General features: G+C 70.9%; 21 protein-coding genes, 2 tRNA genes and 2 pseudogenes. 11 read left to right on the top strand and 14 right to left on the bottom strand.

The features are described from left to right. Positions 1 to 8: 8 nt before the first annotated feature. A complete protein-coding gene (locus tag ACZ66S_RS03910; RefSeq protein ID WP_469899450.1) occupies positions 9 to 1,049 on the top strand; it encodes a glycoside hydrolase family 6 protein in 1,041 nt (346 codons plus the stop codon). Positions 1,050 to 1,110: 61 nt separating this feature from the next. Here ACZ66S_RS03910 and glxA read toward each other — a convergent pair whose 3' ends face one another. From glxA to ACZ66S_RS03895, 3 genes are all read right to left on the bottom strand, one after another. After that, entirely contained in the window at positions 1,111 to 3,048 is a 1,938-nt protein-coding gene (glxA, locus tag ACZ66S_RS03905; RefSeq protein WP_469899448.1) for a radical copper oxidase GlxA, read from the bottom strand. Next, on the bottom strand, positions 3,045 to 5,075 hold the full coding sequence (locus tag ACZ66S_RS03900) for a glycosyltransferase family 2 protein (protein ID WP_469899446.1): 2,031 nt from the start codon (positions 5,073 to 5,075) through the stop codon (positions 3,045 to 3,047). The genes glxA and ACZ66S_RS03900 overlap by 4 nt, the downstream gene beginning before the upstream one ends. 753 nt (positions 5,076 to 5,828) lie before the next feature. Next, positions 5,829 to 5,902 (bottom strand) — tRNA-Lys (locus ACZ66S_RS03895). Positions 5,903 to 6,055: 153 nt separating this feature from the next. On the opposite strand from ACZ66S_RS03895, the gene ACZ66S_RS03890 reads away from it, so the two are divergent. The 5 genes from ACZ66S_RS03890 (at position 6,056) to ACZ66S_RS03870 (ending at position 11,521) form a co-directional block, all read left to right on the top strand. Next, positions 6,056 to 7,387, top strand: coding sequence for a peptidoglycan-binding protein (locus ACZ66S_RS03890; protein WP_469899444.1), 1,332 nt, complete (start codon positions 6,056 to 6,058; stop codon positions 7,385 to 7,387). A 40-nt stretch (positions 7,388 to 7,427) separates the two neighbouring features. Then, complete coding sequence (locus ACZ66S_RS03885; RefSeq protein ID WP_469899443.1) at positions 7,428 to 8,537, top strand: SPFH domain-containing protein; 1,110 nt, start codon at positions 7,428 to 7,430, stop codon at positions 8,535 to 8,537. A gap of 96 nt (positions 8,538 to 8,633) precedes the next feature. Beyond that, entirely contained in the window at positions 8,634 to 9,239 is a 606-nt protein-coding gene (locus tag ACZ66S_RS03880) for a lytic polysaccharide monooxygenase auxiliary activity family 9 protein (protein ID WP_469899441.1), read from the top strand. A gap of 94 nt (positions 9,240 to 9,333) precedes the next feature. Beyond that, positions 9,334 to 9,765 carry a hypothetical protein gene (locus tag ACZ66S_RS03875; protein ID WP_469899440.1) on the top strand — a complete coding sequence of 144 codons (432 nt, stop codon included), beginning with the start codon at positions 9,334 to 9,336 and terminating at the stop codon, positions 9,763 to 9,765. 40 nt (positions 9,766 to 9,805) lie between these two features. After that, positions 9,806 to 11,521: an AMP-binding protein gene (locus tag ACZ66S_RS03870; RefSeq protein WP_469899439.1), complete on the top strand. Its 1,716-nt coding sequence runs from the start codon at positions 9,806 to 9,808 to the stop codon at positions 11,519 to 11,521. On the opposite strand, the gene ACZ66S_RS03865 is transcribed toward ACZ66S_RS03870, so the two are convergent. From ACZ66S_RS03865 to ehuB, 6 genes are all read right to left on the bottom strand, one after another. Then, a tRNA-Lys gene (locus ACZ66S_RS03865) sits at positions 11,487 to 11,560 on the bottom strand. The two genes, ACZ66S_RS03870 and ACZ66S_RS03865, sit on opposite strands and share 35 nt — an antisense overlap. A gap of 97 nt (positions 11,561 to 11,657) precedes the next feature. Then, a complete protein-coding gene (locus ACZ66S_RS03860) occupies positions 11,658 to 12,416 on the bottom strand; it encodes an IclR family transcriptional regulator (protein WP_469899438.1) in 759 nt (252 codons plus the stop codon). 221 nt (positions 12,417 to 12,637) lie between these two features. Next, a complete protein-coding gene (gene ehuA / locus ACZ66S_RS03855; protein ID WP_469899676.1) occupies positions 12,638 to 13,414 on the bottom strand; it encodes an ectoine/hydroxyectoine ABC transporter ATP-binding protein EhuA in 777 nt (258 codons plus the stop codon). 10 nt (positions 13,415 to 13,424) lie between these two features. Then, a complete protein-coding gene (gene ehuD, locus ACZ66S_RS03850) occupies positions 13,425 to 14,075 on the bottom strand; it encodes an ectoine/hydroxyectoine ABC transporter permease subunit EhuD (RefSeq protein WP_351988270.1) in 651 nt (216 codons plus the stop codon). Then, positions 14,075 to 14,770 (bottom strand): ectoine/hydroxyectoine ABC transporter permease subunit EhuC, encoded by a 696-nt coding sequence (gene ehuC / locus ACZ66S_RS03845; protein ID WP_469899436.1) that lies wholly within the window; start codon positions 14,768 to 14,770, stop codon positions 14,075 to 14,077. Before ehuC ends, ehuD begins: the two co-directional genes overlap by 1 nt. Further along, a complete protein-coding gene (ehuB, locus tag ACZ66S_RS03840) occupies positions 14,767 to 15,672 on the bottom strand; it encodes an ectoine/hydroxyectoine ABC transporter substrate-binding protein EhuB (RefSeq protein ID WP_469899434.1) in 906 nt (301 codons plus the stop codon). Before ehuB ends, ehuC begins: the two co-directional genes overlap by 4 nt. A gap of 98 nt (positions 15,673 to 15,770) precedes the next feature. Here ehuB and ACZ66S_RS03835 point away from each other — a divergent pair. Next, positions 15,771 to 16,135, top strand: a pseudogene (locus ACZ66S_RS03835) (DUF3830 family protein). A gap of 3 nt (positions 16,136 to 16,138) precedes the next feature. Here the strand turns inward: ACZ66S_RS03835 and ACZ66S_RS03830 are convergent. Continuing rightward, on the bottom strand, positions 16,139 to 17,551 hold the full coding sequence (locus tag ACZ66S_RS03830; RefSeq protein ID WP_469899432.1) for an amidase: 1,413 nt from the start codon (positions 17,549 to 17,551) through the stop codon (positions 16,139 to 16,141). Positions 17,552 to 17,573: 22 nt separating this feature from the next. After that, complete coding sequence (locus ACZ66S_RS03825) at positions 17,574 to 18,521, bottom strand: D-2-hydroxyacid dehydrogenase (RefSeq protein WP_469899431.1); 948 nt, start codon at positions 18,519 to 18,521, stop codon at positions 17,574 to 17,576. Positions 18,522 to 18,704: 183 nt separating this feature from the next. On the opposite strand from ACZ66S_RS03825, the pseudogene ACZ66S_RS03820 reads away from it, so the two are divergent. Both ACZ66S_RS03820 and ACZ66S_RS03815 read left to right on the top strand, forming a co-directional pair. Beyond that, positions 18,705 to 19,253: pseudogene (locus tag ACZ66S_RS03820) on the top strand (aspartate racemase/maleate isomerase family protein); the annotation flags it as partial. Next, positions 19,250 to 19,981, top strand: a complete 732-nt coding sequence (locus ACZ66S_RS03815) for a maleate cis-trans isomerase family protein (protein ID WP_469899430.1) — start codon at positions 19,250 to 19,252, stop codon at positions 19,979 to 19,981. The pseudogene ACZ66S_RS03820 and the gene ACZ66S_RS03815, both read left to right, overlap by 4 nt. A 19-nt stretch (positions 19,982 to 20,000) precedes the next feature. Here ACZ66S_RS03815 and ACZ66S_RS03810 read toward each other — a convergent pair whose 3' ends face one another. After that, a complete protein-coding gene (locus ACZ66S_RS03810; protein WP_469899429.1) occupies positions 20,001 to 20,531 on the bottom strand; it encodes a hypothetical protein in 531 nt (176 codons plus the stop codon). A gap of 11 nt (positions 20,532 to 20,542) precedes the next feature. After that, a complete protein-coding gene (locus ACZ66S_RS03805) occupies positions 20,543 to 20,809 on the bottom strand; it encodes a hypothetical protein (protein WP_469899427.1) in 267 nt (88 codons plus the stop codon). 216 nt (positions 20,810 to 21,025) lie between these two features. Between ACZ66S_RS03805 and ACZ66S_RS03800 the strand changes: the two genes are divergently transcribed. Next, a complete protein-coding gene (locus tag ACZ66S_RS03800) occupies positions 21,026 to 22,117 on the top strand; it encodes an LLM class flavin-dependent oxidoreductase (RefSeq protein WP_469899426.1) in 1,092 nt (363 codons plus the stop codon). 121 nt (positions 22,118 to 22,238) lie between these two features. On the opposite strand, the gene ACZ66S_RS03795 is transcribed toward ACZ66S_RS03800, so the two are convergent. Continuing rightward, positions 22,239 to 24,053 (bottom strand): putative bifunctional diguanylate cyclase/phosphodiesterase, encoded by a 1,815-nt coding sequence (locus tag ACZ66S_RS03795; RefSeq protein WP_469899424.1) that lies wholly within the window; start codon positions 24,051 to 24,053, stop codon positions 22,239 to 22,241. 284 nt (positions 24,054 to 24,337) lie between these two features. Here ACZ66S_RS03795 and ACZ66S_RS03790 point away from each other — a divergent pair, with 284 nt between their 5' ends. Beyond that, positions 24,338 to 25,621 (top strand): M6 family metalloprotease domain-containing protein, encoded by a 1,284-nt coding sequence (locus ACZ66S_RS03790; RefSeq protein WP_469899422.1) that lies wholly within the window; start codon positions 24,338 to 24,340, stop codon positions 25,619 to 25,621. Positions 25,622 to 25,768: the final 147 nt, after the last annotated feature.

The following is a 25,768-nucleotide window of genomic DNA, read 5'->3' as shown; positions in this document are numbered from 1 at the left end:
GGAATTGGATGTACGTCAGCAGGGGGGCCAGGAGGGCGGCCCGCGCACGGGCTTCGGCGGCGGTGCTGGGGGCGGCACTGCTGCTCGCCGCGTGTTCGACGCCCGACGATCCGAACAAGGGGGACGGCGGCGACAAGGCCGCAGCGGGGATCACCCAGCAGCCCAAGGAGGCCGACCCGTTCTGGGTCAACCCGGACGGCAACGCGGCCGAACAGGTCGCCGCGTACCTGAAGAGCGGCAAGGACGACGAGGCCGAGCAGATCCGCAAGATCGCCCAGCAGCCGACCGGCGAGTGGATCGGCCCGGAGAACCCGGAGCAGGAGGCGCGCGGCTTCACCGAGGCCGCGGACAAGGCCGGCCGTACGGCCCTCCTCGTCCTCTACAACATCCCGCACCGCGACTGCGGCCAGTACTCCCAGGGCGGCGCCGCCGACGGCAACGCCTACCGGACCTGGATCGACGGCGTGGCCGCGGGCATCGGCGACCGGTCGGCGACCGTGATCCTCGAACCGGACGCCATCCTGCACCTGGTCGACGGCTGCACCGAGGAGGAGTTCCACGAGGAGCGCTACGACCTGCTCACCGGCGCCGTCGAGAAGCTCAAGTCGCTCAAGAACACCAAGGTCTACCTGGACGCGGGCAACGCCGGCTGGGGCCACCCCGACCAGATCTTCGAGCCCCTGCGATGGGCCGGCATCGCCAAGGCCGACGGCTTCTCGGTGAACGTCTCCAACTTCTACTCCACCGAGGACTCCATCGCCTACGGCAAGCAGCTCTCCGCCAAGGTCGGCAACAAGCACTTCGTCATCGACACCAGCCGCAACGGCAACGGCCCGTACCAGGACGGTGACGAGAACGAGCGCTGGTGCAACCCGCCGGGCAGGGCCCTGGGGGAGACGCCGACCATAAAGACGGCGGACCCGTTGGTCGACGCGTACCTGTGGGTCAAGCGCCCGGGAGAGTCGGACGGCGAGTGCAAGGGCGGCCCGAAGGCGGGCCAGTGGTGGTCCGACTACGCCCTGAAACTGGCCCGGGCTTCAAGCAGTTAGGGGCGCGACAAGCCGCGATGCTCCCGCACCCGAAAAGCACAGGTGCGGGAGCATTTCAGCGCTAGGGAACTCGAACCCACTGAGCCTTCGACGGTGTCCCCTGGTCGTCGTCGACGAACAGCATGTACCACCCCGACTGCACCAGGTTCTTGTTCTCCGGCACGGTCACCTTCACCTTGTCCCCGGAGACCGTGTACTTCAGCTCGACGGACCGCTGGTCCACATCGGTCACATGAGTCGACGCACTGGGCCGGATCAACCGCACCTTCTTGATCACGGAAGCCTGCGGAGAGGAGAACGTCCCGGAAGCACCCCGGGCGATCGTCTGCGGGCCCCCGGAGAGCGAAGGACGTGAGTCCCGGTACAGGTACGGCGGCGTGTAGATCTCGATCCGCTGCTCGAAGACCCCCGGCTTCGTGTTGGCCTTGTCCCCGTACAGCGAGTCCGACCCGAAGAACATCACCCGCCCGTCCGGCAGCAGCAGCGACCCCGAGTGGTAGTTGCGGCCCACCAGGGGATCGGCCACCGACTCGAACGTGTTGGTGTCCGGGTGGTACAGCCGGGCCTGGAGGATGTTGGAGTCACCGCGTCCGCGGTAGTCCTCCGACCCTCCGGACACCAGCACCGAGTCGTCGGGAAGGATCGACGCCTGCGGGTACCGCGTCCCCTTCTCCAGGGTCGGCCCGTCGACGAACTTCGGGCTGTCCGCCTTCATGTCCACGATCCGCGTCCGGTTGCTGGACTGCGCGGACTCGCCGACCCCGCCGCCCCCGATCACCATGAACTTCTCGTCCTGCGCCGGAGGCAGCAGCACGGTCCCGGAGGTCTCCATCTCGTCGGCGTCGCTGAGCCCCGGGATCTTCGTGAACTTGTTGCTGTCCACATCCCAGACGCCCGGGTCGCGCCCCACGTTGTCCGGTCCGTAGCCCGCGTTCGACCCCGAGTAGAAGACCTTGCCGTTCTGCATCAGGAACAGCGCGGGGTAGGTCGGGAACTGACGGACCTTCGAGAGGTACGTCCACTTCCTGGTCCTCGGGTCGAACACCTCGTTCTTGCCCGGGACGAGCTGCCCGATGTCGTCGAGCCCGGAGACGCTCAGGATCTTCCCGTCGCTCAGGGTGGTGAGCGTCGGGTACCAGCGGGCCTCCTTCATCGGGTCGACCTTGATGTACTTCTCGGCGACCGGGTCGAACTCGAAGGCGTCCCGGATCCCCTGGAAGTCCTTCTTGTCGAGCGCGAGCTTCTGCGCGATCCCGTAGGTGTTGCGCGCGTCCGTCCCGGTGAGCCCCTGGATCCGGTAGTTGTCCTGGGTGCCGGTCTCGTACTTCCGGCCGCTCTTCTGCGCCTCGACGTAGATGCGCCCGAGCCCGGGGTCGTTGCGCAGGAACTTCCCCGTCGCCTTGTCGAAGACCTTCGTGGCCCGCTCCACGACGACCGGGTCCTTGGACACGAAGGTCCTGCCGTTCTCCTTGCCGGTGAACTTGGTGCCCGCGGGCAGGGTGATCGGCCGGTCCGGGTTCTCGTTGTGCACGATCATCAGGCCGCCGGCCTTGGTGACGTCACCCTTGAGCTTCTCGTACCGCTTGGTGCCGCCGGCGATCAGCAGATTGCCGTTGGCGAGCTGCGTGTGCCCGGTGCAGAACAGGTCGCTGGGCGTCGGCACCTTCTTGATCGTGCCCTTGACCGGGTCCCAGATCCGGGTGTCGAACCTCTTCGCGTCGAAGTTGTCCTGGTTGTTGCCCGACCCCGCCACCAGCAGCACCTTCCCGGTGCGCAGCAGCGCCGCGTGGATGGTGTTCTGCCGGTACTTCTCGGGGAAGTCGACGATCTCCCACTTGCCGTTCTCGGCTTTGTACTCGGGCTTGTTGATTTGGTACTGGTGGTATTTCTCCGTCCCGAAGCGGTACAGCCACGGGCCGTTCATCCCGGCCAGCGCGAGCACCACCGCCGTACCGATCGCGAGTCGACGGGCGCGGCGGCGGCCTGCACGGTCGTTCATTCCTTACGTCCCCCAAGTCCACCAAGGGCGATCTGCATGGTCTGGTCATTGCCCCCGTCGTCCGCGGGGCCCCCGGAGCCCGGCTGCGGGGCGGCGGCCCAGGTCGGCCGGTGGGCCGGGGCGTGCTGCGCCGGCGGGTGCTGGACGGGCAGCGGCTGCGGCTGGTACTGCGCCGCGACCTGAGCCGGCACCTGTGCCGGGACGACCGGTGCCTGGGGTGCCTCGGCGGGTGCGGCGGGCTTCTTCCTCGCCTGGCGCAGCATGTGCCGCCAGGTGAGGATCGGGGTCGCGGTGATCAGCATGGCGAAGGTCGCCCAGATGATCATCGCGGGGTGCGAGTGCCCCAGGGTGATGCCGGCGCCGATCGAGCCGCCGAAGATGGCGATGAAGTACCAGTGGTAGCGGAAGGTGCCGAACCACCGGTCGGGGCTGGCCGAGTCGCCCTTGGGCGTCACCACGAACTTGCTCTTGCGCCGCAGCATCGAGTCGACCAGCGCCTTCGCGTACAGCGGGGCGGAGAGCGCCGACATCACCATGCCCGCGACCCCGCCGGAGCCCTCGGGCTCGTGCGGGGAGACGTTGTGCCGGCGGTTCCAGATGTACAGGCCGATCTGGAGTGCGGAGGCGTTGCCGTAGAGCATCAGCCACACGGTCGGGTCGATGTTCACGCCCGAGGCGCCCAGGCCCAGGAACAGCGCGCAACTGAGGGCCGCGAGGATCCAGTTGAGGGCGGACATCGGGTAGAAGATGATCATCATCGTGTAGTTGAAGAGCTTGCTCGGCGGCAGCGAGTACCAGCCCTTCCAGTACTGCTTGAGGATCGTCTCGTACGTGCCGCGCGACCAGCGCATCTGCTGGGTGAAGAAGTCGGTCCAGGCGCTGGGCCCCTCGCCGACGGCGAGAACGTCCGGCGTGTAGACCGAGCGCCATTTCCGCCCCGTGGCCGGGTTCTTGTGGCGGTGGATCTCGAAACCGGTCGCCATGTCCTCGGTGATCGAGTCGTACAGGCCGCCGATCTGCTTCAGCGCCTTGATCCGTACGGCGTTCGAGGTGCCCACGAACATCGGGGCGCCGTACTTGTTGCCGGCGCGCTGGATGAGCGCGTGGAAGAGGAACTGCTGGGACTCGGCGGCCTTGGTGACGAAGTTGTCGTAGTTGCCGTAGACCTGCGGGCCGATCACGAAGCCGATGTCCGGGTCGCGGAAGAAGCCGAGCATCCGCTCCAGGTAGTTGGGCAGCGGCACGTGGTCGGTGTCCACGGAGGCGAAGAAGTCGTACTGGTCGCCGTGCGCGTCCAGCCAGGCGTTGTAGTTGCCGTGCTTGGTCTTGGCGCGGTGCGGGCCCTTGGGCTGGTTCCACTTCTCGACGCCCTTGCGGGAGAAGTGGTGCACGCCGAGGCGGGCGCAGACCTCCTTGACCGCCGGGTCGTCGCCCTCGTCGAGGAGCCAGACGTGCATGAGGCCGCGGTGGCGGATCCTGACCGCGGCTTCCAGGGTCTTCGTCACCATCTCCAACGGCTCCTTGCCGGGCACGAAGGAGGTGAGGAAGGCCACTCTGGTGCCGGTCTCGGGCACCACCGGGACCGGGTCGCAGGCGACCAGGGTGGCGTGCGCGTTGGACAGGACGTTCATGCAGCGGAAGAACTCGATCAGGCCGATCGAGACGAGCATCACGATGTCCAGCGCCGGCAGCCACGAGAAGGCCGGGTAGTCGCGCTCGGTCCAGTGCTCGGGCTGGAGCAGCCAGGCCAGCAGGACCAGTGAGAGCAGTGGGGCCGCGGCGAGCATCAGGGCGACTCTGATGCGGTGCGGCTCCTGCGAGATCAGCGAGCGGTACTGCACCTTGTAGGGCCGGTTCGGGTCGGGCTGTGTGAGGGGACCGGCCAGTCTGCTGTAGTGCTCGTAGTCGTACTTCGGAAGCGTCTTCTTTATCCGGCGCAGTGTGCCGGTCCGATGCGATGGCAGCCTGAGCTGTGTGGTGTCGGACGGGTCGAAGTTCTGCCGGGCGCCCGTCGGCGTCGACGTCATGAGTCATCCCCCCACACGCGGACGGGGCCGCGTGTTGTCGTTTCCTTACGGCTGATCTGGTCCCCCTCGACCTTCACAGACGTATCAGTGGTGGGCCGCAGTCACCACAATCTTCACAGCATTAGACAGGTAACAGCGACCTTCCGGTTGCAGACGCCCCCTCCGGCATCCTCAGCGGCGGGGCCCCCTTTCCCCGCAACACCGGCAACCGTCTCCTTGCCCCCCAACTGCCGCGTATACGCAGCATCTTGAAAACCAGGGTTCTACGGTGCTCATCATGATCGCAAGATGCGAAACACGGTGTTTACCGGTCATACGCGTTCATTGTGGCTCCTGTGGGGGCCTTGTGGAGTCGTTGCGGACATCCGTACGTCCACCACCCCGATCCGGTTCACGCCCCTCCGCATGGAAGGGCCGCGACCGGTCGAGCCCCCTCCGTGCGGAACGGCCCCTCGCCGGTCGAGACCCCTCCCTACGGAAAGGCCCCCGCCGGTCGAGAACCCTCCCTGCGGAAACGCCCCCCGCCGGGCCAGGTCCCCGCATGCAGAAAGACCCCCCGCTGGGCGAGGGGCCTTTCTTCGTCGGTGCGCCGCCAGGGACTCGAACCCCGGACCCGCTGATGCTGCGTCTTCCCGGGGGACGACCCCCGGACCCCCAGCCGCCACTGCCCGGACCCGGTGCCCCCGGCGCGCCGAAGCAACTCGTCCAAACATGACAGGCCCCCCGCTTGCGTGGGAGGCCTGTCATCGTCGGTGCGCCGCCAGGGACTCGAACCCCGGACCCGCTGATTAAGAGTCAGCTGCTCTAACCAACTGAGCTAGCGGCGCCTGCTGACCTGCACAACTCTACCCGACGCGGAAGGGTGCTCCGGATCGCCGTACATCATTCGGACCGTCAGCATGCGCGTCCGGGCGACAGTTGAGAAACTGACGAATGTGCACAGTTGCGGACATTTCTTTCTGGAGTGTGAGGGGCGTCGCATGGAGACTCCGGTGTTCGAGGAGATCGACCCCGCGAGCGACTGCGACTGCCCCGGATGCGTCCACTGGCGGCGCGTCCTGCCCCGCTCGACCGGCGGTCACCCCGCCACCACCCGGGCCGTGATCCTCGCCGCCGCGGCCTCCACCGCCCTCGGCGCGGTCCACGCGGCCCCCGCCTTCGCCGCCCCGCACGCCCCGGCCCGGCCGGGCGGACCCGCGGTCGACGAGCCCGACACACCGCAGGGCCGCAAGGCCCCGCTGCACGGCCCCGGCGGCAGGCCGGGGGTCGCGAGGACGCCGACCACCACCCGGGCCGACATCATCCGGCGGGCCAAGCAGTGGGTCGCCGCGAAGGTGCCGTACAGCATGTCCGCCTACTGGGGCGACGGCTACCGGCAGGACTGCTCGGGCTTCGTGTCCATGGCCTGGAACCTGCCGGGCAACGAATGGACCGGCAGCCTCGCCCAGTACGGCATCAGGATCGCCAAGGACGACCTCCAGCCCGGCGACATCCTGCTCTTCCACAACCCGTCCAACCCCGAGCAGGGCTCCCACGTCGTCATCTTCGGCGGCTGGACCGACTACACGCACACCTACTACCTCGCCTACGAGGAGACCCGCCCGTACGCCCGCAAGCAGGCCACCCCGTACGCCTACTGGAGCAACTCGGACCGGTACGTGGCCTACCGGTACAAGGGGCTCGCGGGTGCCTCGGCGGAACCGGCCCCGGCCGAGCCCGGCACGACCGTTCCGGACAACGGCAAGCCGGAGGCGCCGGACGCGACGCCCTTCCCGGGCCCCGCGTACTTCGGTCCCGGGGCCAACAACAAGTACGTCACCCAGCTCGGCCGCATGCTCGTGCAGCGCGGCGCCGGGCGCTACTACACCTCCGGCCCGGGCCCCCGCTGGACCGACGCGGACCGCAGGGCCACCCAGGCGTTCCAGCGGGCGCAGGGCTGGCGGGGCGGGGACGCCGACGGTCTGCCCGGGGCGCAGACCTGGACGCTGCTGGTGACCGGCAGGGGCAAGGACATCGGAGCGGCGGGCGGACAGACGGGGGCGGCCGGCCCGTCGGTGCCCTCCTCGCACGGCGTGCCCGGCTACCCGGGGCGCGCGATGTTCCGGCCCGGCGCGAACAACGAGTACGTCACCCGGCTCGGCAGACAGCTCGTGAAGAAAGGGTTCGGCAAGTACTACACGACCGGGCCGGGTCCGCGCTGGGGCGAGCCGGACCGGCGGGGCGTCGAGGCCTTCCAGCGCGCCCAGGGCTGGCGGGGCGGCGCAGCGGACGGCTACCCGGGTCCGGAGACCTGGCGGCGGCTCTTCTCGTAACCACCTGTGGTGACATCTGGCGCGGAGGCTGGAGACACGCATGAGTACGACCACTTCATCCACACCGGAGTCCGAGGGCCACGCGCGCCCCGCCCGGCTCATCCAGAACGAGGCGACCACCGAGATCCCGGTCCATCTGCTCTTCCGTGACGACCCGGACCCGGTGTCGGTGCCGCTGAAGCCCGCGGTGGTGGCCCGCCGGCAGGGCACCGGCGAACAGCCCCGGCTGCGCAGGCCCGACCGGGTCGCCCCGCGGCCCGCCCCCGACGTCGACCCCGGGCTGGCTGAGCGCCCCGCGCGGGTGCTGCCGGGCTCGCTGGGCGTCCTCGCCGGCGCCTGCGGACTGGCCGGCTGCGCGGTCACCTCGTGGTGGGCCGGCGTACTGCCGCGGCTCGCCCTGGAGGCGCTGCGGGTCCCGGCGTTCGCGGGCGCGGCCCTGGGGCCGGCGCAGTGGGGGGCGTACGCCGGAGCCGGTGCCCTCGGTCTGTTCGGCTTCGGGGGACTGGCCCGCGGCCGGACCGGACGGGCCTGGGTGCTCGGTCTGTTCGGCCGCTACCGGGGGACCGTCCGGCGCACCGGTCTGATGTGGGTCAACCCGCTGCTGCTGCGCCGCCGGGTCGACGTACGGCTGCGGCACTGGCGCGGCGAGCCGATGGCGGCCGCCGACGCGAGCGGGGTCGCGCTGCGGGTGGTGGTGCTGGTGGTGTGGCGGGTGCGGGACACCGCGCGGGCCACGCTCGGCGTCGACGACCACGAGACGTATCTGCGCGAGTGCGTCGAGGCCGCGCTCGCCCGGGTGCCGGTGGAGGCGCCGGGGTCCGGCCGGGGCTCGGCCGACACGGCGGGGGAGGCGCTGACCCGGCTGGTGGCCGCGGAGACCGCGCCCGTCGGTGTCGAGGTGTTCTCGGTGCAGCCGTTGCGCGTGGAGTACGCCCCCGAGGTCGCCGCCGCGATGCACCGCCGCCGGATCGCCGCGCTGGACGCCCAGCAGCGGGCCACCATGCTGACCTCGGTGGTGGACTCGGTGGAGGACACGGTGACCCGGCTGACCATGCGGGGCCTGGTGGAGCTCGACGACTACGAACGCAAGGCGCTGGTGAAGGACTTGACGGTGGCGTTCTGCGCCGGGCGCGGAGAACAAGGGGCGTAGTTGGTATGGACATGTTCAACAGTCAGTAATAATCTGGGACTTGGTCTAGACCTGCAAGCTCACTGAACCTCCCCCACGTTCTCCAGGAGCGGCAGCATGCGCAAAAAGACCAAGTGGTACGCCGCGGTGATGGGCCTCGCCACCACCGGAGCCCTCGTGCTCTCCTCCGGCGGCGCCAGCGGCCACGGCTACACCGACCTCCCCATCAGCAGGCAGAAGCTCTGCCAGAACGGCACGGTGGCGAACTGCGGCTCGATCCAGTGGGAGCCGCAGAGCGTCGAGGGCCCGAAGGGCTTCCCGGCCTCCGGTCCCGCCGACGGGCAGATATGCAACGCCGGCCTGAGCCAGTTCAGCCAGCTCAGTGCGCCGAAAACACCGTCGGGCGCCGCATGGCCGGCGACGAAGGTGACGGGCGGGCAGAGCTACACGTTCCGCTGGCAGTTCACCGCCATGCACGCCACGACCGACTTCAAGTACTACGTCACCAAGCCGGGCTGGAACCAGAACCACAACCTGGCCCGCTCCGACCTCAACCTCACCCCGTTCCTGACCGTCCCCTACAACGGCCAGCGACCCCCTTCCACCCTCTCGCACAGCGGCACCCTGCCGTCCGGGCTCAGCGGACGGCATGTGATCGTCGCGGTATGGACGATCGCCGACACGGCGAACGCGTTCTACGCCTGCTCGGACGTCACGTTCTGAGCATCGCTTGAGACAGTCCAGGCGTCCCCCGGGGTAGGTTCCCCCACACGGTCACGCGATCCCGTGATCGGTGCCTGACCTCGGGGGATCTGCCATGAGTGCCTTCTTCTACGTCATTCCGGTCCTGATCATGGCGGTGGTCCTGTCCGGCGCGTACCTCGCGGTGCGGCGCTGGCTGCGGATGCGCAGCGCCTGGACGAGCGGGCTCACCGCCGAGGGGCGGTGCCTGCGGGTGTACGCCGTGGCGCACGGCGGCGGCGACAGCCGGGTGCGCACGAGCCTGCGCCATGTGTACGAGTTCAGAGCCCGCGACGGGCGGATCGTCCGCTTCGAGGAGGAGGGCGGCCCGGGCACCGTGCTGGAGGGCGACGTCGTCACCGTGCACTACGCCGAGGGTGCCCGCGTCGTGGCCACGGCCCGCCCGGGCGGCGGCGGTCACGGCTGCGCCGCCTTCGCGGTGGTGGTCTTCGCCGGAGTGGCCGTCCTGTTCTGCGCCGGCCTCATGGCCGCCTTCGCGTTGTCCTAGCCCTCCACATCTGACGGACCGTCAACTACCGTACGCGCCCATGGACTCCAGGAGGCGTACGGTCGCGGAGCTCGTCGCCGGCCGGTGGGGCGACCACCGGCCCGGACTGTGGTTCGAGGGGCGGGAGTTCACCCACCACGAGGTGGCGGCGGGCGCCGCGGCCCGGGCGGCCCTGCTCACCGACCTGCTGCCGGGCGCCGGGTGCCATATCGGGGTGCTGCTCGACAACACCCCCGAGTACCCGCTGTGGCTGGGCGCCGCCGCCCTCGCCCGTACCGCGGTCGCCGGCGTCAACCCCACCCGCCGGGGTCCCGAACTGGCCCGCGACATCCTGCACACCGAGTGCCGCCTGCTGATCACCGAGCCGTCCCGCCTGCCGTTGCTGCGGGGGCTCGACCTCCCCGGCGTCCGCCTGCTGGTGACTGGCACCGAGGAGTACGACACCCTCCTCGCGCCCTACGCCGGCGCCGAACCGGACGCCTCCCGCGCGGTGCCCGGGGACCGGCTGCTCCTCTGCTTCACCTCCGGCTCGACCGGCGCCCCCAAGGCCGCGCTCTGCTCCCAGGGCCGGCTGGCCGCCGCCGGGCGTTCCCTGGCCGACCAGTTCCGGCTCGGGCCGGACGGGGTGCACTACGTCTGCATGCCGATGTTCCACGGCAACGCGGTGATCGCCGACTGGGCGCCCGCGCTCGCGACCGGGGCGGGCGTCGCGCTCAGGCGGCGGTTCTCGGCCACGGGGTTCCTGGCGGACGTGCGCGCGTACGGGGCGACGTACTTCACCTATGTCGGCCGGGCGATCCAGTACGTGCTGGCCACCGAGGAACGCGCGGACGACCGGGACAACCCGCTGCGGCTCGGCTTCGGCACCGAGGCGGGGGCCGTGCACGCGGCGGCCTTCGAGCGGCGGTTCGGGGTGCGGCTGGTCGAGGGGTACGGGTCCTCCGAGGGCGGCGCGGCGATCCAGTGGGCGCCGGGGACTCCGGCGGGCGCGGTGGGGCGGGCGGGGCCGGGGCTCGTCGTACTGCACCAGGACACGGGCGAGGAGTGTCCGCCCGCGCGCTTCGACGCGGCCGGGCGGCTGCTGAACGGGGACGAGGCGATAGGGGAGCTGGTCAACACCGGCCCGAACCCCTTCGAGGGGTACTGGCGCAACCCCGGGGCGGAGGCGGAGCGGCGCCGCGGAGGCTGGTACTGGACCGGTGACCTCTTCTACCGCGACCGCGACGACCACCTCTACTTCGCCGGCCGCACCGACGACAGGATCCGCGTCGACGGCGAGAACCTGGCCGCCGCGATGATCGAGAACATCCTCGCGCGCTACGAGGGGGCGGTGGCCGTCGCCGTGTACGCGGTGCCGGATCCGGTGACCGGGGACCAGGTGATGGCGACGATCGCGGGGACCTTCGACCCGGTCGCCTTCGCGGCCTTCCTGGCGGCCCAGCCCGACCTCGGCACGAAGATGGCGCCCAGGTTCGTACGGGTGGTGGACCGGATGCCGGTCACCGCGACGCACAAGGTCCAGCGGGCACGGCTCAGGAAGGAGGGCCTGCACTGCACGGACCCGGTGTGGTGGCGGCCACCGGGCCGGAAGACATACCGGAGACTGACCTCGGGAAACGCCGAAGGGCCTCTCGGGGATGACCCCCAGACCCCCAGCCGACCTCACGGCACCTGGGAAAACGCCGAAGGGCCCTTCGCTCCCACGAAAGGCCCTTCACCGGTGCGCCGCCAGGGACTCGAACCCCGGACCCGCTGATTAAGAGTCAGCTGCTCTAACCAACTGAGCTAGCGGCGCATGACTCTCGCCCTCCGCCTTCGGCGGCTGGCGACAGAGAAAATACTACCCGGTCGGAAGGGGTGCTTCTGACCACGGGCGAGCGCCCGCACCGCTCCTAGATCGCCAGTGACAGAAGAACCGGCGCCGCGCTCCGGTTCAACCGGTCCGTCGCCTGGCGCAGCCGATGCGCCTGGTCGACCGGCAGGGACAGCGCGAGGCATCCCACCGAGGACCCCGCGGTGATCGGCACCGCCGCGCACACCGTGCCCACCGCGTACTCCTGGAGATCGAGGTGGGGGACGGTCGGCGGCTGGGCCTCCAGGCGGGAGAGCAGCAGCTTGTCGTTGGTGATGGTGCGCGAGGTGAGACGGGTCATGCGGTGCCGGGAGAGGTGGTCGCGGCGGCCGTTGTGGTCGAGCTGGCTGAGCAGGCTCTTGCCCAGCGCCGTCGCGTGCGCGGAGGAGCGGAAGTCCACCCACTCGTTGACCGCCGGGGTCGCGGGACCGTCGGCGTACTGGGCGATGGTGACCTCGCCGTCGACGTACCGGCTGATGTAGACGGCCGCGCCGATCGAGTCGCGCAGTGCGTCGAGGGTGCGCTGGAGCTTGTCGCGCAGGGCCTCGTCGCGGTCGTGCGCGGAGGTCAGCCTGGTCAGGGCGTCCCCCGTCACGTACGCGCCGTCGGCGACCTGCTCGACGTACCCCTCGCGGCGCAGCATCCTCAGGAGCGCGGTCAGTCGCTCCGGGCCGAGGCCGGTGGTGCGGGCGAGTTCGACGTCGGTGACTCCGGCGGTGTGCCGTGCCACGGTCTCCAGGACGCGCAGCGCGTCCTGGGCCGAGTGGTACGGCGCGGTCGGCTCGTGCTTCAGCGCCACGGTGTTCCCCCTGCGCTCGCTCGGTCGCACTACTACTGGGCCGTAATCCAGACAGCGATCCCTTCCACGATAACCGGCAAAAGGCTTGTAGTGAGCGGCTGTTGACGAGATTCCGGCCCCGGACCGGGGCCTCTCAGCAGGGGCGCTGACACGCTGGCACATGCCAACGGCATGACCCGGGTCCGGGACCTCGGAGATTGAACGCTGTTCACTTATCGCGGTCAGAGAACCGCGCTCAGAAATTCCCGGGTGCGGTCCTGCGCCGGGTCGCTGAAGATCTTCTCCGGCGGGCCCGACTCGATGATCCGGCCCGAGTCGAACATCAGGACCTGGTCGGAGATGTCCCGGGCGAAGTTCATCTCGTGGGTCACGCAGAGCATCGTGATGTCGGTGGTGCGGGCGATGTCCCGCAGCACGTCGAGGACGCCGGCGACCAGCTCCGGGTCGAGCGCCGAGGTCACCTCGTCCAGCAGCAGCACCCGCGGCCGCATCGCCAGGGCCCGCGCGATCGCCACCCGCTGCTGCTGCCCGCCGGACAACTGGGTCGGCCGGGCCCCGGCCTTGTCCGCGAGCCCCACCAGGTCGAGCAGCTCACGCGCGCGTGCCTCCGCCTCGTCCTTGGACATGCCGAGCACGGTGACGGGCGCCTCGGTGATGTTGCGCAGGACCGTCATGTTCGGGAACAGGTTGAACTGCTGGAAGACCATCCCGATCTTCTTGCGGACCTCGCGGAGCTGCTTCTCGGGCGCCGGGAAGAGCTTCGCGCCGTCGACGGTGACCGTGCCCTCGTCGGGCTTGGTCAGCGTCATCAGCATGCGCAGGATCGTGGTCTTGCCGGACCCGGAGGGACCGATCAGCGTCACGTGCTTGCCGGAGTCGACGGAGAAGTTCAGCCGGTCCAGGACCGTGTTCGACCCGAACCGCTTGGTCACGTCCTCGAAGCGGATCAGCTCACTGCCGTCGACCGGCGGGTTGGTGTGCGCGTCGGGTTCTTTCATCAGCGGGGTGTCAGCGGACAAGACGTCGCTCCAGGGATCGCAGGAGAAGGGAGGCCAGGTAGGAGATGACGATGAAGGCCACGCCGATCACGGTCAGCGGCTCGGTGAACTGGAAGTGCTCCTGGGCGAACAGCCGCGCCTCACCGAGCATCTCCAGGACCGTGATGACCATGAGCATCGGCGTGTCCTTGAGCATCGAGATCACGTAGTTGCCGAGGGCCGGCACGACCCGGCGGATCGCCTGCGGCAGGATCACCACCTGCCAGGTCCGCACCCGCGGCAGGTTCAGCGCGGTCGCCGCCTCCCACTGGCCGGCCGGCACCGCCTCGATACCGGCCCGGTAGACCTGCATCGTGTACGTCGAGTAGTGCAGCCCGATCCCGATGACACCGGTGGCCAGCGCGGAGAGGGTCACGCCCCACTCGGGCAGCACGTAGAAGAGGAAGAAGAGCTGGACCAGCAGCGGGGTGTTGCGCACGAACTCCGTGACCACCCCGACGGGCCAGCGCACGAACCGCGAGGGCGCGCGCATCAGCAGCGCCCACACCAGGCCCAGCGCGAAGGAGATCAGCGAGCCGAGCGCGAGGGCCTGCAGGGTGACCAGCAGACCGTCCCAGAACTGCGGCATGAAGTCGCCCACGGCGCTCCAGTCCCACTCCATCAGACACCACCTCCGACCGGCTCGGGCACCTTCACCTCACGGGTGGGCGCCTTGCCGACCCCCGCCTTGAGCTTCTTCTCCAGGCCCCGCATCAGCCGGGTGAGCAGGAAGGCGATCACGAAGTAGATGAGCAGCAGATACGTGTAGATCCCGGCGCTCTCCTGGAGCGCGAGCCGCACCAGGTTGCCGCTGAAGGCCAGGTCGCCCATGCCCATCACGGACACCAGCGCGGTGCCCTTGAGCAGTTCGACCAGCAGGTTGGAGAACGGCGGGATCATCTCCGGCACCGCCTGCGGCAGCAGGATCAGCCGGAGGCGCTGCCAGGGCGTGAAGCTCAGCGCGATCCCGCCCTCCTGCTGCGCCGGGTCGACGGCCTTGAGCGCCCCGCGCACGATCTCGGAGCCGTACGCCCCGTAGGTCAGCCCCAGTGCGAGCGTGCCCGCCCACATCGGGACGAGCTGCCACCCGAAGGCCGGGGGCAGCACGAAGAACACCCAGAAGATCATCACCAGCGCGGAGGTGCCGCGGAACACCTCGGTGTAGAAGCCCGCGAGGAAGCGGACGATCCACAGCCGGTGGGTGCGCGCGACGCCGACCACGAAGGACACGGCGGCGGCGAGGACCGCGCTGAAGAACAGGAGCTGGACCGTGGTCCAGACACCTTTGAGCACCAGTTCCCAGAGTCCGGAGGTCATCCGCCGCACAGCTCCTTCGCGGTCAGGTCCGTCATCTCGGCCCGTGTGAACCCGAAGGGCTTGAGCACCCGGAGCAGCTCCCCGCTCTTCTTCAGCTTCCGCAGCTCGACGTTGAAGGCGTCCCGCAGGTTCGTCTCGGTGCGGCGGAACGCGAAGGCACCCCCGTCCACGTGCGGCTTGCCGCCCACGGTCGGGGTGAAGGCCTTCGTCGCCTCCGCCTTGGCCGATTTCTTCACCACCTCACGGGTGGTGAGCGCGGTCCCGGCGAACACGTCGACGCGGCCCGCCTCCACCGCGTTGAGCCCGGCGACCTGGTCGGGAACGATCAGGATGTCGCTCTCCTTGTAGCCGGCCTCGACGGCGTACCCGATCTCCGCATAGCCGGTGCCGGTGGCGAACTTCGCCTTCTTCTCGACGACGTCCTTGTAGTTGTGAAGACCTTTTGGATTTCCCTTGCGGACGATGAAGGAATCGAGCATCTGATAGTCGGGATCGGCGAAGATCACCTGTTCGCAGCGTTCCGGGGTGACATACATCCCGGCCGCCACTACATCGAACTGCTGCGAATTCAGTCCGGGAATGAGCGACCCGAACTCGGTGGGCACGGGCTGCACCCGGTTCACCCCGAGCCGCTTGAAAACGACCCTCGCGAGTTCCGGTGCCTCGCCGGTCAGTTCGCCGTTCTTGTCGATGTATCCGAAGGGGATCTCACCGGCGATTCCCAGCCGTACGACACCCGCCGCTCTGAGTCGGTCGAGCAGGTCACCGCCGCCTTCGGTGGAGGCGGTGGCCACGCGTGAGCAGCCGGCGGCGCCCAGTGCGCCGAGCGCCGCCACCCCCGCGAGCAGCGATCGGCGGGTGGTCCCGGATATGTGTTCGCCGTGTTCCAGTGGTGGAGCCATGGCGGCGCGGCTACCCGACCGGATGCGACTTATGCGGATCGATTTGAGCCCTGTTTTCCATCCGAGGCCCTCTTGACCCGCGCGGGACCATGGAGTGCATGGCTGACCGCTACATCGAAGTCTCGCTGGTCAAACGCGGGATCACCGCGACCGCAAAGCTCCTCGACGACCGGGCGCCGATCACCTGTGCCGCCGTACGGGACGCGCTCCCGCTCGCCCGTGACGTCTCCGACTCGGCACGGCGTCCCACGGCTACGACCGCGAGGTCCGCCCGGACACGACGGTGGTCGACCTGGCCCTGTTCTACGAGCGCAACAACCTCCTCGTGAACGCCGACGTGGGCTGGGTGCCGGGCATCGTCCGGGGCCAGGTGATGGAGGGGCTGAACGCCCTGGCCGAGGGGTGCAACGACCTCTGGCGCTCGGGCGCCCTCGGCGAGAGCCTCCGCTTCAGCCGGGCCTAGCACTCACCCCGCACCGGAGAGGGCGGGCGGCCGGATGCCCGCCGCCTGCGCCTCGTACAGGGCGTGCGCCGCCCGCAGCACCAGGTCGTCCCGGTGCCGGGCCGCCACGATCTGGAGCCCGACCGGCAGCCCGGCGTCGTCCGTCCCGACGGGCACGCTCGCCGCCGGCTGCTGCGTCATGTTGAAGGGGTACGTGAACGGCGTCCACCCCGTCCAGCGGCGCTGCCCCGACCCCTTCGGGACCTCCCGGCCCGCCTCGAACGCGGTGATCGGCAGGGTCGGGGTGACCAGCAGGTCGTAGGAGTCGTGGAAACGGCCCATCCGGCGCCCGAGTTCCATCCGGACGTCCACCGCGGCCAGGTAGTCGAGCGCGCTCATGCGGGACCCGAGGCCGCGGATCTCCCGGAGTCCCGGGTCCAGCAGCTCCCGCTGGTGCGGCCCGAGATGCTGGGTCACCCGGGCCGCCCCGCTGAACCACAGGGTGTGGAAGGCGTCCACCGGGTCGGCGAAGTCGGGGTCGGTCTCGCTGACGTAGGCGCCGAGTCCGGCGAGGCGTTCCACGGCCCGCCGCACCGCCGCCGCGACCCCGGGTCGGACGGCCACCTGGCCGCCGAGGGACGGCGAGTAGGCGATCCGCAGGCCGCGCACCCCGCCCGACAGGGCCGCCGTGAACGGGCCGGCCGCGGGGCCGAGGGCCGACCAGTCGCGGGAGTCGGGCGCCCCGATGACGTCGAGCAGCAGCGCCGCGTCGGCCGCGTCGCGGGTCATGGGGCCGACATGGGCCAGGGTGCCGAAGGCGCTCGCCGGGTAGAGCGGCACCCGGCCGTACGTCGGCTTCAGGGCGAAGATCCCGCAGAACGCGGCCGGGATGCGCACACTGCCCCCGCCGTCCGTGCCCAGCGCGAGCGGCCCGGCGCCGAGCGCCACGGCCGCCGCGGCACCGCCGCTGGAGCCGCCCGCGGTGCGTGCGGGGTCGTAGGGATTGCGGGTCACGCCGGACAGCGGTGAGTCGGTGACGCCCTTCCAGCCGAACTCCGGAGTGGTCGTCTTGCCGAGGAACACGGCACCCTGCTCGCGCAGTCGGGCGACGGAGGGCGCGTCCTCGTCCCAGGTGCCGCTCTCCGGGATCGTCCGGGAGCCCTTCAGGGTCGGGACGCCCCGCGTCAGCAGGATGTCCTTCACCGTGACCGGGACACCGTCGACCGCCCCGCACGGCTCCCCGCGCCGCCAGCGGTCGGCCGACGCGCGCGCCTGCGCCAGGGCCTCCTCGCCGGTCAGCCGCACGAACGCGTTCACCTCCGGCTGGACCCGCTCGGCCCGCTCCAGGGCCGCCCGGGTGGCCTCGACGGGGCTGAACTCGCCCTTGCGGTAACCCTCGACGAGTTGTACGGCGGTCAGTTCCGAGAGGTCCTGCATGTGCTGCCCCTCTGTTCGGCGGTCAGTGCCCCGGTACATACCCGCGTTCTTTGTCGACCACGTTCGTCAGTGATCTGCCCGCCGACCAGCGGTCGTACAACTCCACGAACTGCGTGCCCAGTTCATCGCGCCAGCCGACCGTGTCGCCGCTCATGTGCGGGGAGACGATCAGCCCCGGCACCCGCCACAACGGGCTCTCGGCGGGAAGGGGTTCGGTGGCGAAGACGTCGAGGGCGGCCCCGGCGATCCACCGCTTGGACACCGCCTCCACCAGCGCCTCCTCGACGACGAGCGGACCGCGCCCGATGTTGATGAACCGGGCCGAGGGCTGCATCATCCCGAAGCGGCGGGCGTCGAACATGCCGTGCGTCTCCGCGGTGAGCGGGGCCGCCGCGATCACCCAGTCCGCGCGGGCCATCAGCCGGTCGAGGTCGTCGGGGCCGTGGATCCCGGTGCGGGAGCGGCGGCCGACCAGGGCGGTCGTGACGCCGAGCGCCTTGAGGGTGGCGACGATCGCCCGGCCGATCGGCCCGGTACCGACCACGCACGCGCGCGTGCCGGCCACCCGCTGGGACTCCCGGTGCCGCCACACGCCCTCGCGCTGGAGCTCCAGGGTCCGCGGCAGGTCCTTGGCCATCGTCAGGACCAGTGCGGCGACGTACTCGGCGATCGGCTGGTCGAAGACCCCGCGGGCGTTCGTCACCACCGTGTCGGAGGCGGCGAGTTCGGGGCACATCAGGTGGTCCACGCCCGCGCTCGCGGTGTGCACCCAGCGCGGCCGCGGGCCCTCGCCCGGCCAGGCGTCCCGCACGGCGGTCGAGGTGAAGTCCCAGACCAGCAGCACGTCGGCGGACGGCAGCCGCTCGGCGAGCGTGGTTTCGTCCGCGTGCTCGACACGGGCCCGGCCGGTGAGCCTTCCGAGCCGGGGGAGCGGGTCGGCGTCGAGGACCAGAAGGGTGGGGACGGACATCAAGGCACCGTTTCTGTGCTGAACGCGGGGGCTGTCGGGCGTCCGGCGCGGGTGGGGACACCGGCGGCCGTCCCGGTGTTCAGGAGCGTGTGGCTTGGGCGGATTGACCACGCTCGCACCCGAACCTACCTTCGTCAACACAGGCGTTGTGCACGCTGCGCTGTCCCCCCGTCTCTCACCGTGAGGCCGGTCCCGGACGGGATCTCCCTCCATCTGACCCGCACCCCGTACGTCCCCGTCGAGGTCGGCCTCGACCTGGCCCGCCTCGTGAGCGAGCACGAGACCCTGCGCGAGGCCGTGCGCACCCTCAACGCCGTCGGCCCCGAGGTGGTCGCCTACGCCTGCACCTCGGGCAGCTTCGTCGGTGGGATCGCCGGGGAGCGCGTCATGTGCGCGGCCATGACCAGGGCGGGCGCCGTCCCCTCCCTGACCACGTCCGGCGCCCACCAGGCCGTACGGGCCGACGCCCAGGCGCTGTTCATGAGCTGCACCGACCTGCCGACGTACGACGTCATCCCGCAACTGGAGGCGGAGCTGCGCATCCCGGTGATCTCAGCCAACCAGGTGACCATGTGGGCGGCGTTGCGCCGACTGGGTACCCGAGCCGTGGGACCGTACCAGGCGCTGATCGACCCGGCGGCGAGGTCCGGTCCCGTGCGCCCGGAGATTCCGGGTCTGCCGGCAGTCCGGGAACTGCCGGACGGAGAACAGCAGCAGGAAGGCTGGACATGACCGCACTCGGATTCCTCTACCCGGGCCACTCCGCCGAGGACGACTATCCGCGCATCGAACAGCTCCTGGGCAGCGACATCCGCCTGGACGTGGTGCACACCGACATCGGCACGGACGCCCACCGCGTGGACGCCCTCCTGGAGATGGGCTCCGCCGAGCGGCTCGCCGCGGGCGTCGAGGAACTGCGCATGTCGGGTGCCGAGTCCGTCGTCTGGGCCTGCACCAGCGGCAGCTTCGTGCACGGCTGGGAGGACGCCCAGGAACAGGTCCGCACCCTGGCCGTCACGGCCGGCCTGCCCGCCTCCTCGGCCTCCTTCGCCTTCGTGCACGCGGCGAAGGAGATCGGGGCCGCACGGGTGGCGGTCGCGGCGACCTACCCGGACGACGTGGCGGGCCTGTTCGCGGAGTTCCTGCGGGCGGGCGGGGTCGAGGTCGGCCGGCTCCGCGCCGCCGGGATCGTCACCGCCGCGGAGGTCGGCACCTGGGGCGAGGAGGAGGTGTTCGCGCTGGCCCGGGAGGCCGACGCGCCGGACGCCGAGGCGGTGCTCCTCCCGGACACCGCACTCCGCACGGCCACCCACATCCCCGCCCTGGAGAAGGAGCTCGGCAAGCCGGTCCTCACCGCCAACCAGGTCACCGTCTGGGAGGCCCTGCGGCTGACCGACCGCCGGGTGAACGCTCCCTCGCTGGGGGCGCTGTTCACGAGGGAGCCGATCGTCCAGGTCTGACCCGGGCGGCCGCAGGCGCTCACCGCCGGGACTCCTGCGGGGCCCCGGCGGTGAGCGCCGCGCGCATGGTGCGCAGCCGCCGGTGCTGGACGTTGCCGTGGACGATCATCCAGCCCACGAAGACGACGGCGAACACGGTGAAGCCGAGGGTCTGGCGCAGTTCCGCGGTCAGGGCCGTCAGCACCACGACGGCTCCCACCATGACGGCGAGGAAGATCTGGGCCGCGATGCGGTGGCGGGTGCGATGCAGGCGCTGTTCCACCAGGTCACGCATGGCCTGCCGCTCCTCGGGCGCGGCGGGGACCTCGCCGCGGCGCAGCTTGCGGTCCAGCGAGACGAGCCCGTCCGTCGATCCGGCGGCCCGCTTCTCCTTGCGGCGCACCGCGAGCACGACGGCGATCCCGCCGACCGAGGTGAGGGCCGTGCGCACCAGGACCGAGCCGGCCGACCGCCCGGGGAACAGCAGCAGGACCATGGCCGCGGCGACCAGCACCGACAGCGCGAACTGGAGCCACAGATGTTTGCCGAGGAAGGTGTTGACGCGGTCCATGGTGTTCCCCCTCACAGGTGGGTCCGGGACCGGCGCCGGATGCCGACGATCCGCATCGTCAGACCGATGGTGAGCAGGGCGAGCGCCACCACGCAGTAGGCCCACGAGCCCGAGCCGCGCACGGCGTCCACGCAGGTCAGGATCGCCCACAGGCCGGCCACCACACACAGCGCGGTCCAGGCGGTGTCGGCGATGCGGACGGAGAGCTGGTCGCGTTGTCTCGTGCCGGGCTCCAGGGTGCCGGGCCCTTTCGGTCGCGGGGTCTCAGAGCGCGTCATGAAAACTGCCTCCGGTTGGGTATCGGGGCATTTCGGGTACCCCCGCGACCCCGCCGCAAGCGGTGAACTCCCTTGCCGGATACGGAATCTGATGCTCCGTAGGGCCGCGGCGGACCCGTCCCGCGCCGCCCCTCGCGCAGACCCCGGGAACAACCGGGGGCGTCCCCCTGTTACGCGCAGAGCGACAGCGCACGGCACACACAGGAGGAGCCCACCGTGGCGGAAGACGAGATCCGGGGTACCGCACAGGGCACCGCCCCCGTACCCCTCTCGGTACTCGACCTGGTCACCGTCGGCGCCGGACGCACGGCCACCGACGCCCTGCGCACCAGCGTCGCCATCGCCGGGCTCGCCGAGTCCCGCGGCTTCCACCGCTACTGGGTCGCCGAGCACCACTCCATGCCGGGCGTGGCGTCCTCCTCGCCCGCGGTGATCCTCGCCCACCTCGCCGCCCACACCCACCGCATCCGGCTCGGTTCGGGCGGTGTCATGCTCCCGAACCACGCCCCGCTGGTGATCGCCGAGCAGTTCGGCACGCTGGAGGCGCTGGCCCCGGGCCGGGTCGACCTGGGCCTCGGCCGGGCGCCGGGCACCGACGGGGCCACCGCGGCCGCCCTGCGCCGCACCGACCGGCTGCACGAGGGCGCCGACGACTTCCCCGAGCAGCTCATGGAGCTCACCCGCTTCCTGGACGACGACTTCCCCGACGGCCACCCCTACCGCCGTATCCACGCGGTGCCCGGGCCCGTCCAGGCGACCTCGCCCGGCGGAGTCCAGTCCCCGCACCGGCCGCCCGTCTGGCTGCTCGGCTCCTCCGGCTTCAGCGCCCGGCTGGCCGGCTCCCTCGGCCTGCCCTTCGCCTTCGCGCACCACTTCTCGGCGCAGAACACCATCCCGGCCCTGGACCTGTACCGCGAGTCCTTCCGGCCCTCCGCGGTCCTCGACGAGCCCTACGCCCTCATCGGCGTCTCCGCCCTCGCCACCGACGACGAGAAGGAGGCCCGCCGCCAGGTCCGCGCCGCCGCGCTCAGCATGATCCGGCTGCGCACCGGCCGCCCCGGGCTGGTCCCCACCCCCGAGGAGGCGGAGGCCCACGAGTTCAGCCCCATGGAGGAGGAGTTCGCCACCTCCTGGAACGCCAACGTGATCCACGGCACCGCCGACGAGGTCCGCGCCGGCCTCGACGACCTCCACAAGCGCACCGGCGCCGACGAACTGATGCTCACCGGCAACGCCCACAGCGGCGACGTGCGCCTGCGCTCGTACGAGCTGGTCGCGGACGCCTACGGGCTGCCGACGGCACCCTGAGCCGGCCGGGCGGAGCCGGTCACGGTTCGGCGACGCGCGGAAGGGGCGCGGGGAGCCGCGCGACCGGCCACGACACGGCCGCGGACGCCCGGCAGCACACCGCGGCACCCCTGCGGAGTGCCTACGCCTGCACGCCCATCAGCCCGGAGATACGATCCGGCGACACCGGCCGCGAGTACAGCCAGCCCTGGCCGGTGTCGCAGCCGATCCGGCGCAGCCGGGTGGCCTGGGCCGAGGTCTCGACGCACTCCGCGGTGACCGTGAGCCCCAGGCGGTGGGCGAGCTGGATCATCGCCTCCACGACGACCTCGTCGGCCGGGTTCGGGGCGACGCCCTCACCCTCGTACTGGAAGCCGCGGACGAAGGAGCCGTCCAGCTTCAGGACCGAGACCGGCAGGCGGCTGAGGTAGGCGAGGTTGGAGTAGCCCGTGCCGAAGTCGTCGATCGCGATGCCGACGCCCATGTCGCTCAGCGCCTGGAGGGCCTGGAGCGGGCGGCCCGCCGAACCCATCACCGCGGACTCGGTCAGTTCGAGCTGGAGCAGGTGCGGGGCCAGGCCGGTCTCCGCGAGGGTCTGCGCCACGTCCGCGACCAGGTCGGAGTCCCAGACCTGACGGACCGCCACATTGACGCTGACGAAGATCGGCGGCTCGTCGGGGTGGTCGAGCTGCCACCGCCGGGCCTGCCGGCAGGCGGTGGCGAGGATCCAGCGGCCGAGCGGGACGATCGAGCCGTCCTCCTCGGCCAGTGCGATGAACCGATTCGGCGTCAGCAGGCCGAACTGCGGATGGTTCCAGCGCACCAGCGCCTCGACCCCGCGCAGCCGGCCGTCCTCCATGCCCACCAGGGGCTGGTACTCCAGCTTGAACTCGCCGCGCTCGATGGCCGGGCGCAGTGTGGAGGCGAGCGCCTGGCGGGTCATGCGGTGGGCGTTGCGCTCCGGGTCGAACAGCGTCCAGCGGTCCCGGCCGTCCGCCTTGGCCCAGTACAGCGTGGTGTCGGCGGCCTGCATCAGCCCGGTCGCCGAGGTGCCCTCCGCCCGCCGTTCGACGACCCCGATCGACGCCGACACCGACATCCGGTGGCCGGAGAGGTCGAAGGGCGCCTGGATCGCCTTCAGCAGGGACTCGGCCAGGTCGGCGAGCTGCTCGGTGCCGGTGGAGTCCTCGACGAGCAGCGCGAACTCGTCGCCGCCCAGCCGGGCCACCAGGGGAGCGGTCGCCCGGTCCTGTCCGGCCTCGTCCGCGCAGCGCGTCAGACGCTCGGCGACGGCGGCCAGCAGCCGGTCGCCGACCCGGTGGCCGAGGGTGTCGTTGACGGCCTGGAACCCGTCGAGGTCGAGGTAGCACAGCCCGATCCGGCCCGTGCCGCCCTGTTCGTACGACTCCGGCTCCAGCGCGGCCGTCAGCCGCTCGAAGAACAGTGTGCGGTTGGGCAGCCGGGTCACCGGGTCGTGCATCTGCAAGTGCCGCAGCCGCGCCTGGAGTTCACGGCGCGCGGTGATGTCGGCGACGGAGAGCAGGACGCCCGGGGTGCCCTGCGGGTCCGTGGCCAGCGGCGTGACGGTGATCTGCGCCCACATGGAGTGCCCGTCGGGATGCTTGAGCCGGCGCTTGCAGCGCAGCTTCGCCTGCCGGCCGCGCAGCACCTCGCGATAGGCGTGCCAGGTGCGGGTGTCCGACGCCAGGTCCACCAGGTCGGCGGCCGGGGTCCCGGTCAGCTCCTCCGGTACGGCGCCGAGCAGCTCGCCGAAGGCAGGGTTGGCGTCGACCACCGTGCCCTCGCCGTTCACCACGGCCATGGCCAGCGGCGCCGCCGCGAAGGCCTCGCGATGCGACGGGGGTTCGGTACGAAAAGATGTCGCGATGTCACTCTCTGTAACGGCTGACCCGTCGAGGTCTGCCGCGGGCGCCGGCCCTTCGGACGTTCCGTTCACCGCTAGCTCCCGCAGTGCACTCGATCGCTGTCCGCGCAGGAAAGTGTGCCGATCATAGAGGCTGCCCCCAGGCCCTTCCAGCCATTGCCCACTCCGGGGGACCGGCAACCCCTTCTGGCAGATCGTTTCTGCCCGCGACTGGACGGGTTCTTCAGGCCCGAGACCGGTTGTGACGTTCCGTGAGTGATTCGGGGGTGTCGGCCGGTTCGGCAGGTCACGCCAAGTCACTCGTCCGGTGCAGATAAACAGGACGTAGTACAGCAAACCAACACAGGCTGGGTGCGGTGTCCCGTGAACCGCTCCCGGAGGTCCCGTTGCCGCGCCCTTTTCCGCGCACTTTCGCGCGTCCCCCACTGCGCAGCACCGCCGCCGTGTTCACCACCATGGCGGCCCTCGCCGCCACCTCCCTCGTCACCGGCCCCTCGGTCGCCGGACCCTTCTCCTCGACGCCCTGCACCCTCGAGCGCACCGAGGCCCACCACTCGGAGGGCCTGGACACCTGGAACACCGCGTATCCGCGCCCGGCCCGGGCCCTCGACGCGGTGATGATCTTCCTGTCCTTCCCCGACGCCCCGCCCGTCACCACCCCCGCCCAGCTCACCGCCGACCACTTCCCGGCCACCACCCGCTTCTTCGAACGCGCCTCCTACGGCCGCTTCACGCTGCGCCCGCATCCGCTGCGGCACTGGATCCGGATGCCGCGGCCGTCGACCGCGTACGCCATACAGCGCGACTGGAGTGCCGCGGACCGGGGCGCCTACCTGCGGGACGCGCTCGCCGCGGCCGACGGGCAGGTCGACTTCTCGCGCTACGACGTCGTCTACTTCGTCGCCGATCCGGACGCGCCGGGCGTCGACTCGGACGCCACGAAGGTGGTCAACCTGGATGTGCCGCTGCGGGCCGACCGCACGGACATCCGCCGGGTCGTCACGGTGTTCGAGAAGCATCCGCCGGACCGGCTGGTGCTGGCCCACGAGACCGGGCACGTCTTCGACCTGCCGGACCTGTACCACCGGCCGGTGGACGGCAAGGGCGACTGGGACACCTACGTCGGCGACTGGGACCTGATGGGCAGCCAGTTCGGTCTGGCGCCGGAGCTGTTCGCCTGGCACAAGTGGAAGCTGGGCTGGCTGGAGCGCCGGCAGGTGGTGTGCGTACGGGGACCGAAGCCGGCCCGGCTGACGCTGGAGCCGGTGGGGGCCGGCCCCGACCGGGCCGGGATGTTCGGGCTCGGACGCGGCACGCGGCTCGCGGTCGTGCGCACCGGGTCCGACAGTGTGCTCGCCTTCGAGGCGCGCGGGGCGGTCGGCAACGACGCGGGGATCTGCCGGCAGGGTGTGCTGGTCTACCGCGTCCGCAGCGGCGCGGCGTCCGGCGGCGGCCCGATCCAGGTGATCGACGCCCACCCCCGCACCGAGGCCTGCTGGGAGAACTCCGTCTACCCACCCCTGGCTGACGCCCCGATCGAGCCCGGCGAGACCTTCAAGGTGCCCGGCGAGGACGTCAGTGTGAAGGTCACGGGCCGAACGACGACGGGGGCGTGGGACGTGGAGATCGCGGTCGGCTGACCTCCCGGCCGAGGGCTCGGCGGGCGAGGGGGTGTGGGTGGCGGAGCCCCCACCACGCGCGGCGCAGCCGCGCAGGAACGACGATGGCGAGGCCGGTTCGCGCTTACCGCGAACACGCCTCGCCATCGACAACGTGCGCCGCCAGGG

The organism is Streptomyces sp. NPDC107471 (assembly GCF_055582845.1).
This window is presented reverse-complemented; position numbering and strand designations above follow the sequence as displayed.

Bases quoted from the DNA above. Each gene is read 5' to 3' on its own strand.
- ehuA (WP_469899676.1), bottom strand. From the start codon at position 13,414: ATGAAAGAACCCGACGCGCACACCAACCCGCCGGTCGACGGCAGTGAG.
- ACZ66S_RS03875 (WP_469899440.1), top strand. From the start codon at position 9,334: ATGAGTGCCTTCTTCTACGTCATTCCGGTCCTGATCATGGCGGTGGTC.
- ehuC (WP_469899436.1), bottom strand. From the start codon at position 14,770: ATGACCTCCGGACTCTGGGAACTGGTGCTCAAAGGTGTCTGGACCACG.
- ACZ66S_RS03910 (WP_469899450.1), top strand. From the start codon at position 9: ATGTACGTCAGCAGGGGGGCCAGGAGGGCGGCCCGCGCACGGGCTTCG.
- ACZ66S_RS03825 (WP_469899431.1), bottom strand. From the start codon at position 18,521: ATGTCCGTCCCCACCCTTCTGGTCCTCGACGCCGACCCGCTCCCCCGG.
- ACZ66S_RS03870 (WP_469899439.1), top strand. From the start codon at position 9,806: ATGGACTCCAGGAGGCGTACGGTCGCGGAGCTCGTCGCCGGCCGGTGG.
- ACZ66S_RS03885 (WP_469899443.1), top strand. From the start codon at position 7,428: ATGAGTACGACCACTTCATCCACACCGGAGTCCGAGGGCCACGCGCGC.
- ehuD (WP_351988270.1), bottom strand. From the start codon at position 14,075: ATGGAGTGGGACTGGAGCGCCGTGGGCGACTTCATGCCGCAGTTCTGG.
- ACZ66S_RS03805 (WP_469899427.1), bottom strand. From the start codon at position 20,809: ATGACGCGCTCTGAGACCCCGCGACCGAAAGGGCCCGGCACCCTGGAG.
- ACZ66S_RS03890 (WP_469899444.1), top strand. From the start codon at position 6,056: ATGGAGACTCCGGTGTTCGAGGAGATCGACCCCGCGAGCGACTGCGAC.
- ehuB (WP_469899434.1), bottom strand. From the start codon at position 15,672: ATGGCTCCACCACTGGAACACGGCGAACACATATCCGGGACCACCCGC.
- ACZ66S_RS03900 (WP_469899446.1), bottom strand. From the start codon at position 5,075: ATGACGTCGACGCCGACGGGCGCCCGGCAGAACTTCGACCCGTCCGAC.
- ACZ66S_RS03880 (WP_469899441.1), top strand. From the start codon at position 8,634: ATGCGCAAAAAGACCAAGTGGTACGCCGCGGTGATGGGCCTCGCCACC.
- glxA (WP_469899448.1), bottom strand. From the start codon at position 3,048: ATGAACGACCGTGCAGGCCGCCGCCGCGCCCGTCGACTCGCGATCGGT.
- ACZ66S_RS03810 (WP_469899429.1), bottom strand. From the start codon at position 20,531: ATGGACCGCGTCAACACCTTCCTCGGCAAACATCTGTGGCTCCAGTTC.
- ACZ66S_RS03830 (WP_469899432.1), bottom strand. From the start codon at position 17,551: ATGCAGGACCTCTCGGAACTGACCGCCGTACAACTCGTCGAGGGTTAC.
- ACZ66S_RS03815 (WP_469899430.1), top strand. From the start codon at position 19,250: ATGACCGCACTCGGATTCCTCTACCCGGGCCACTCCGCCGAGGACGAC.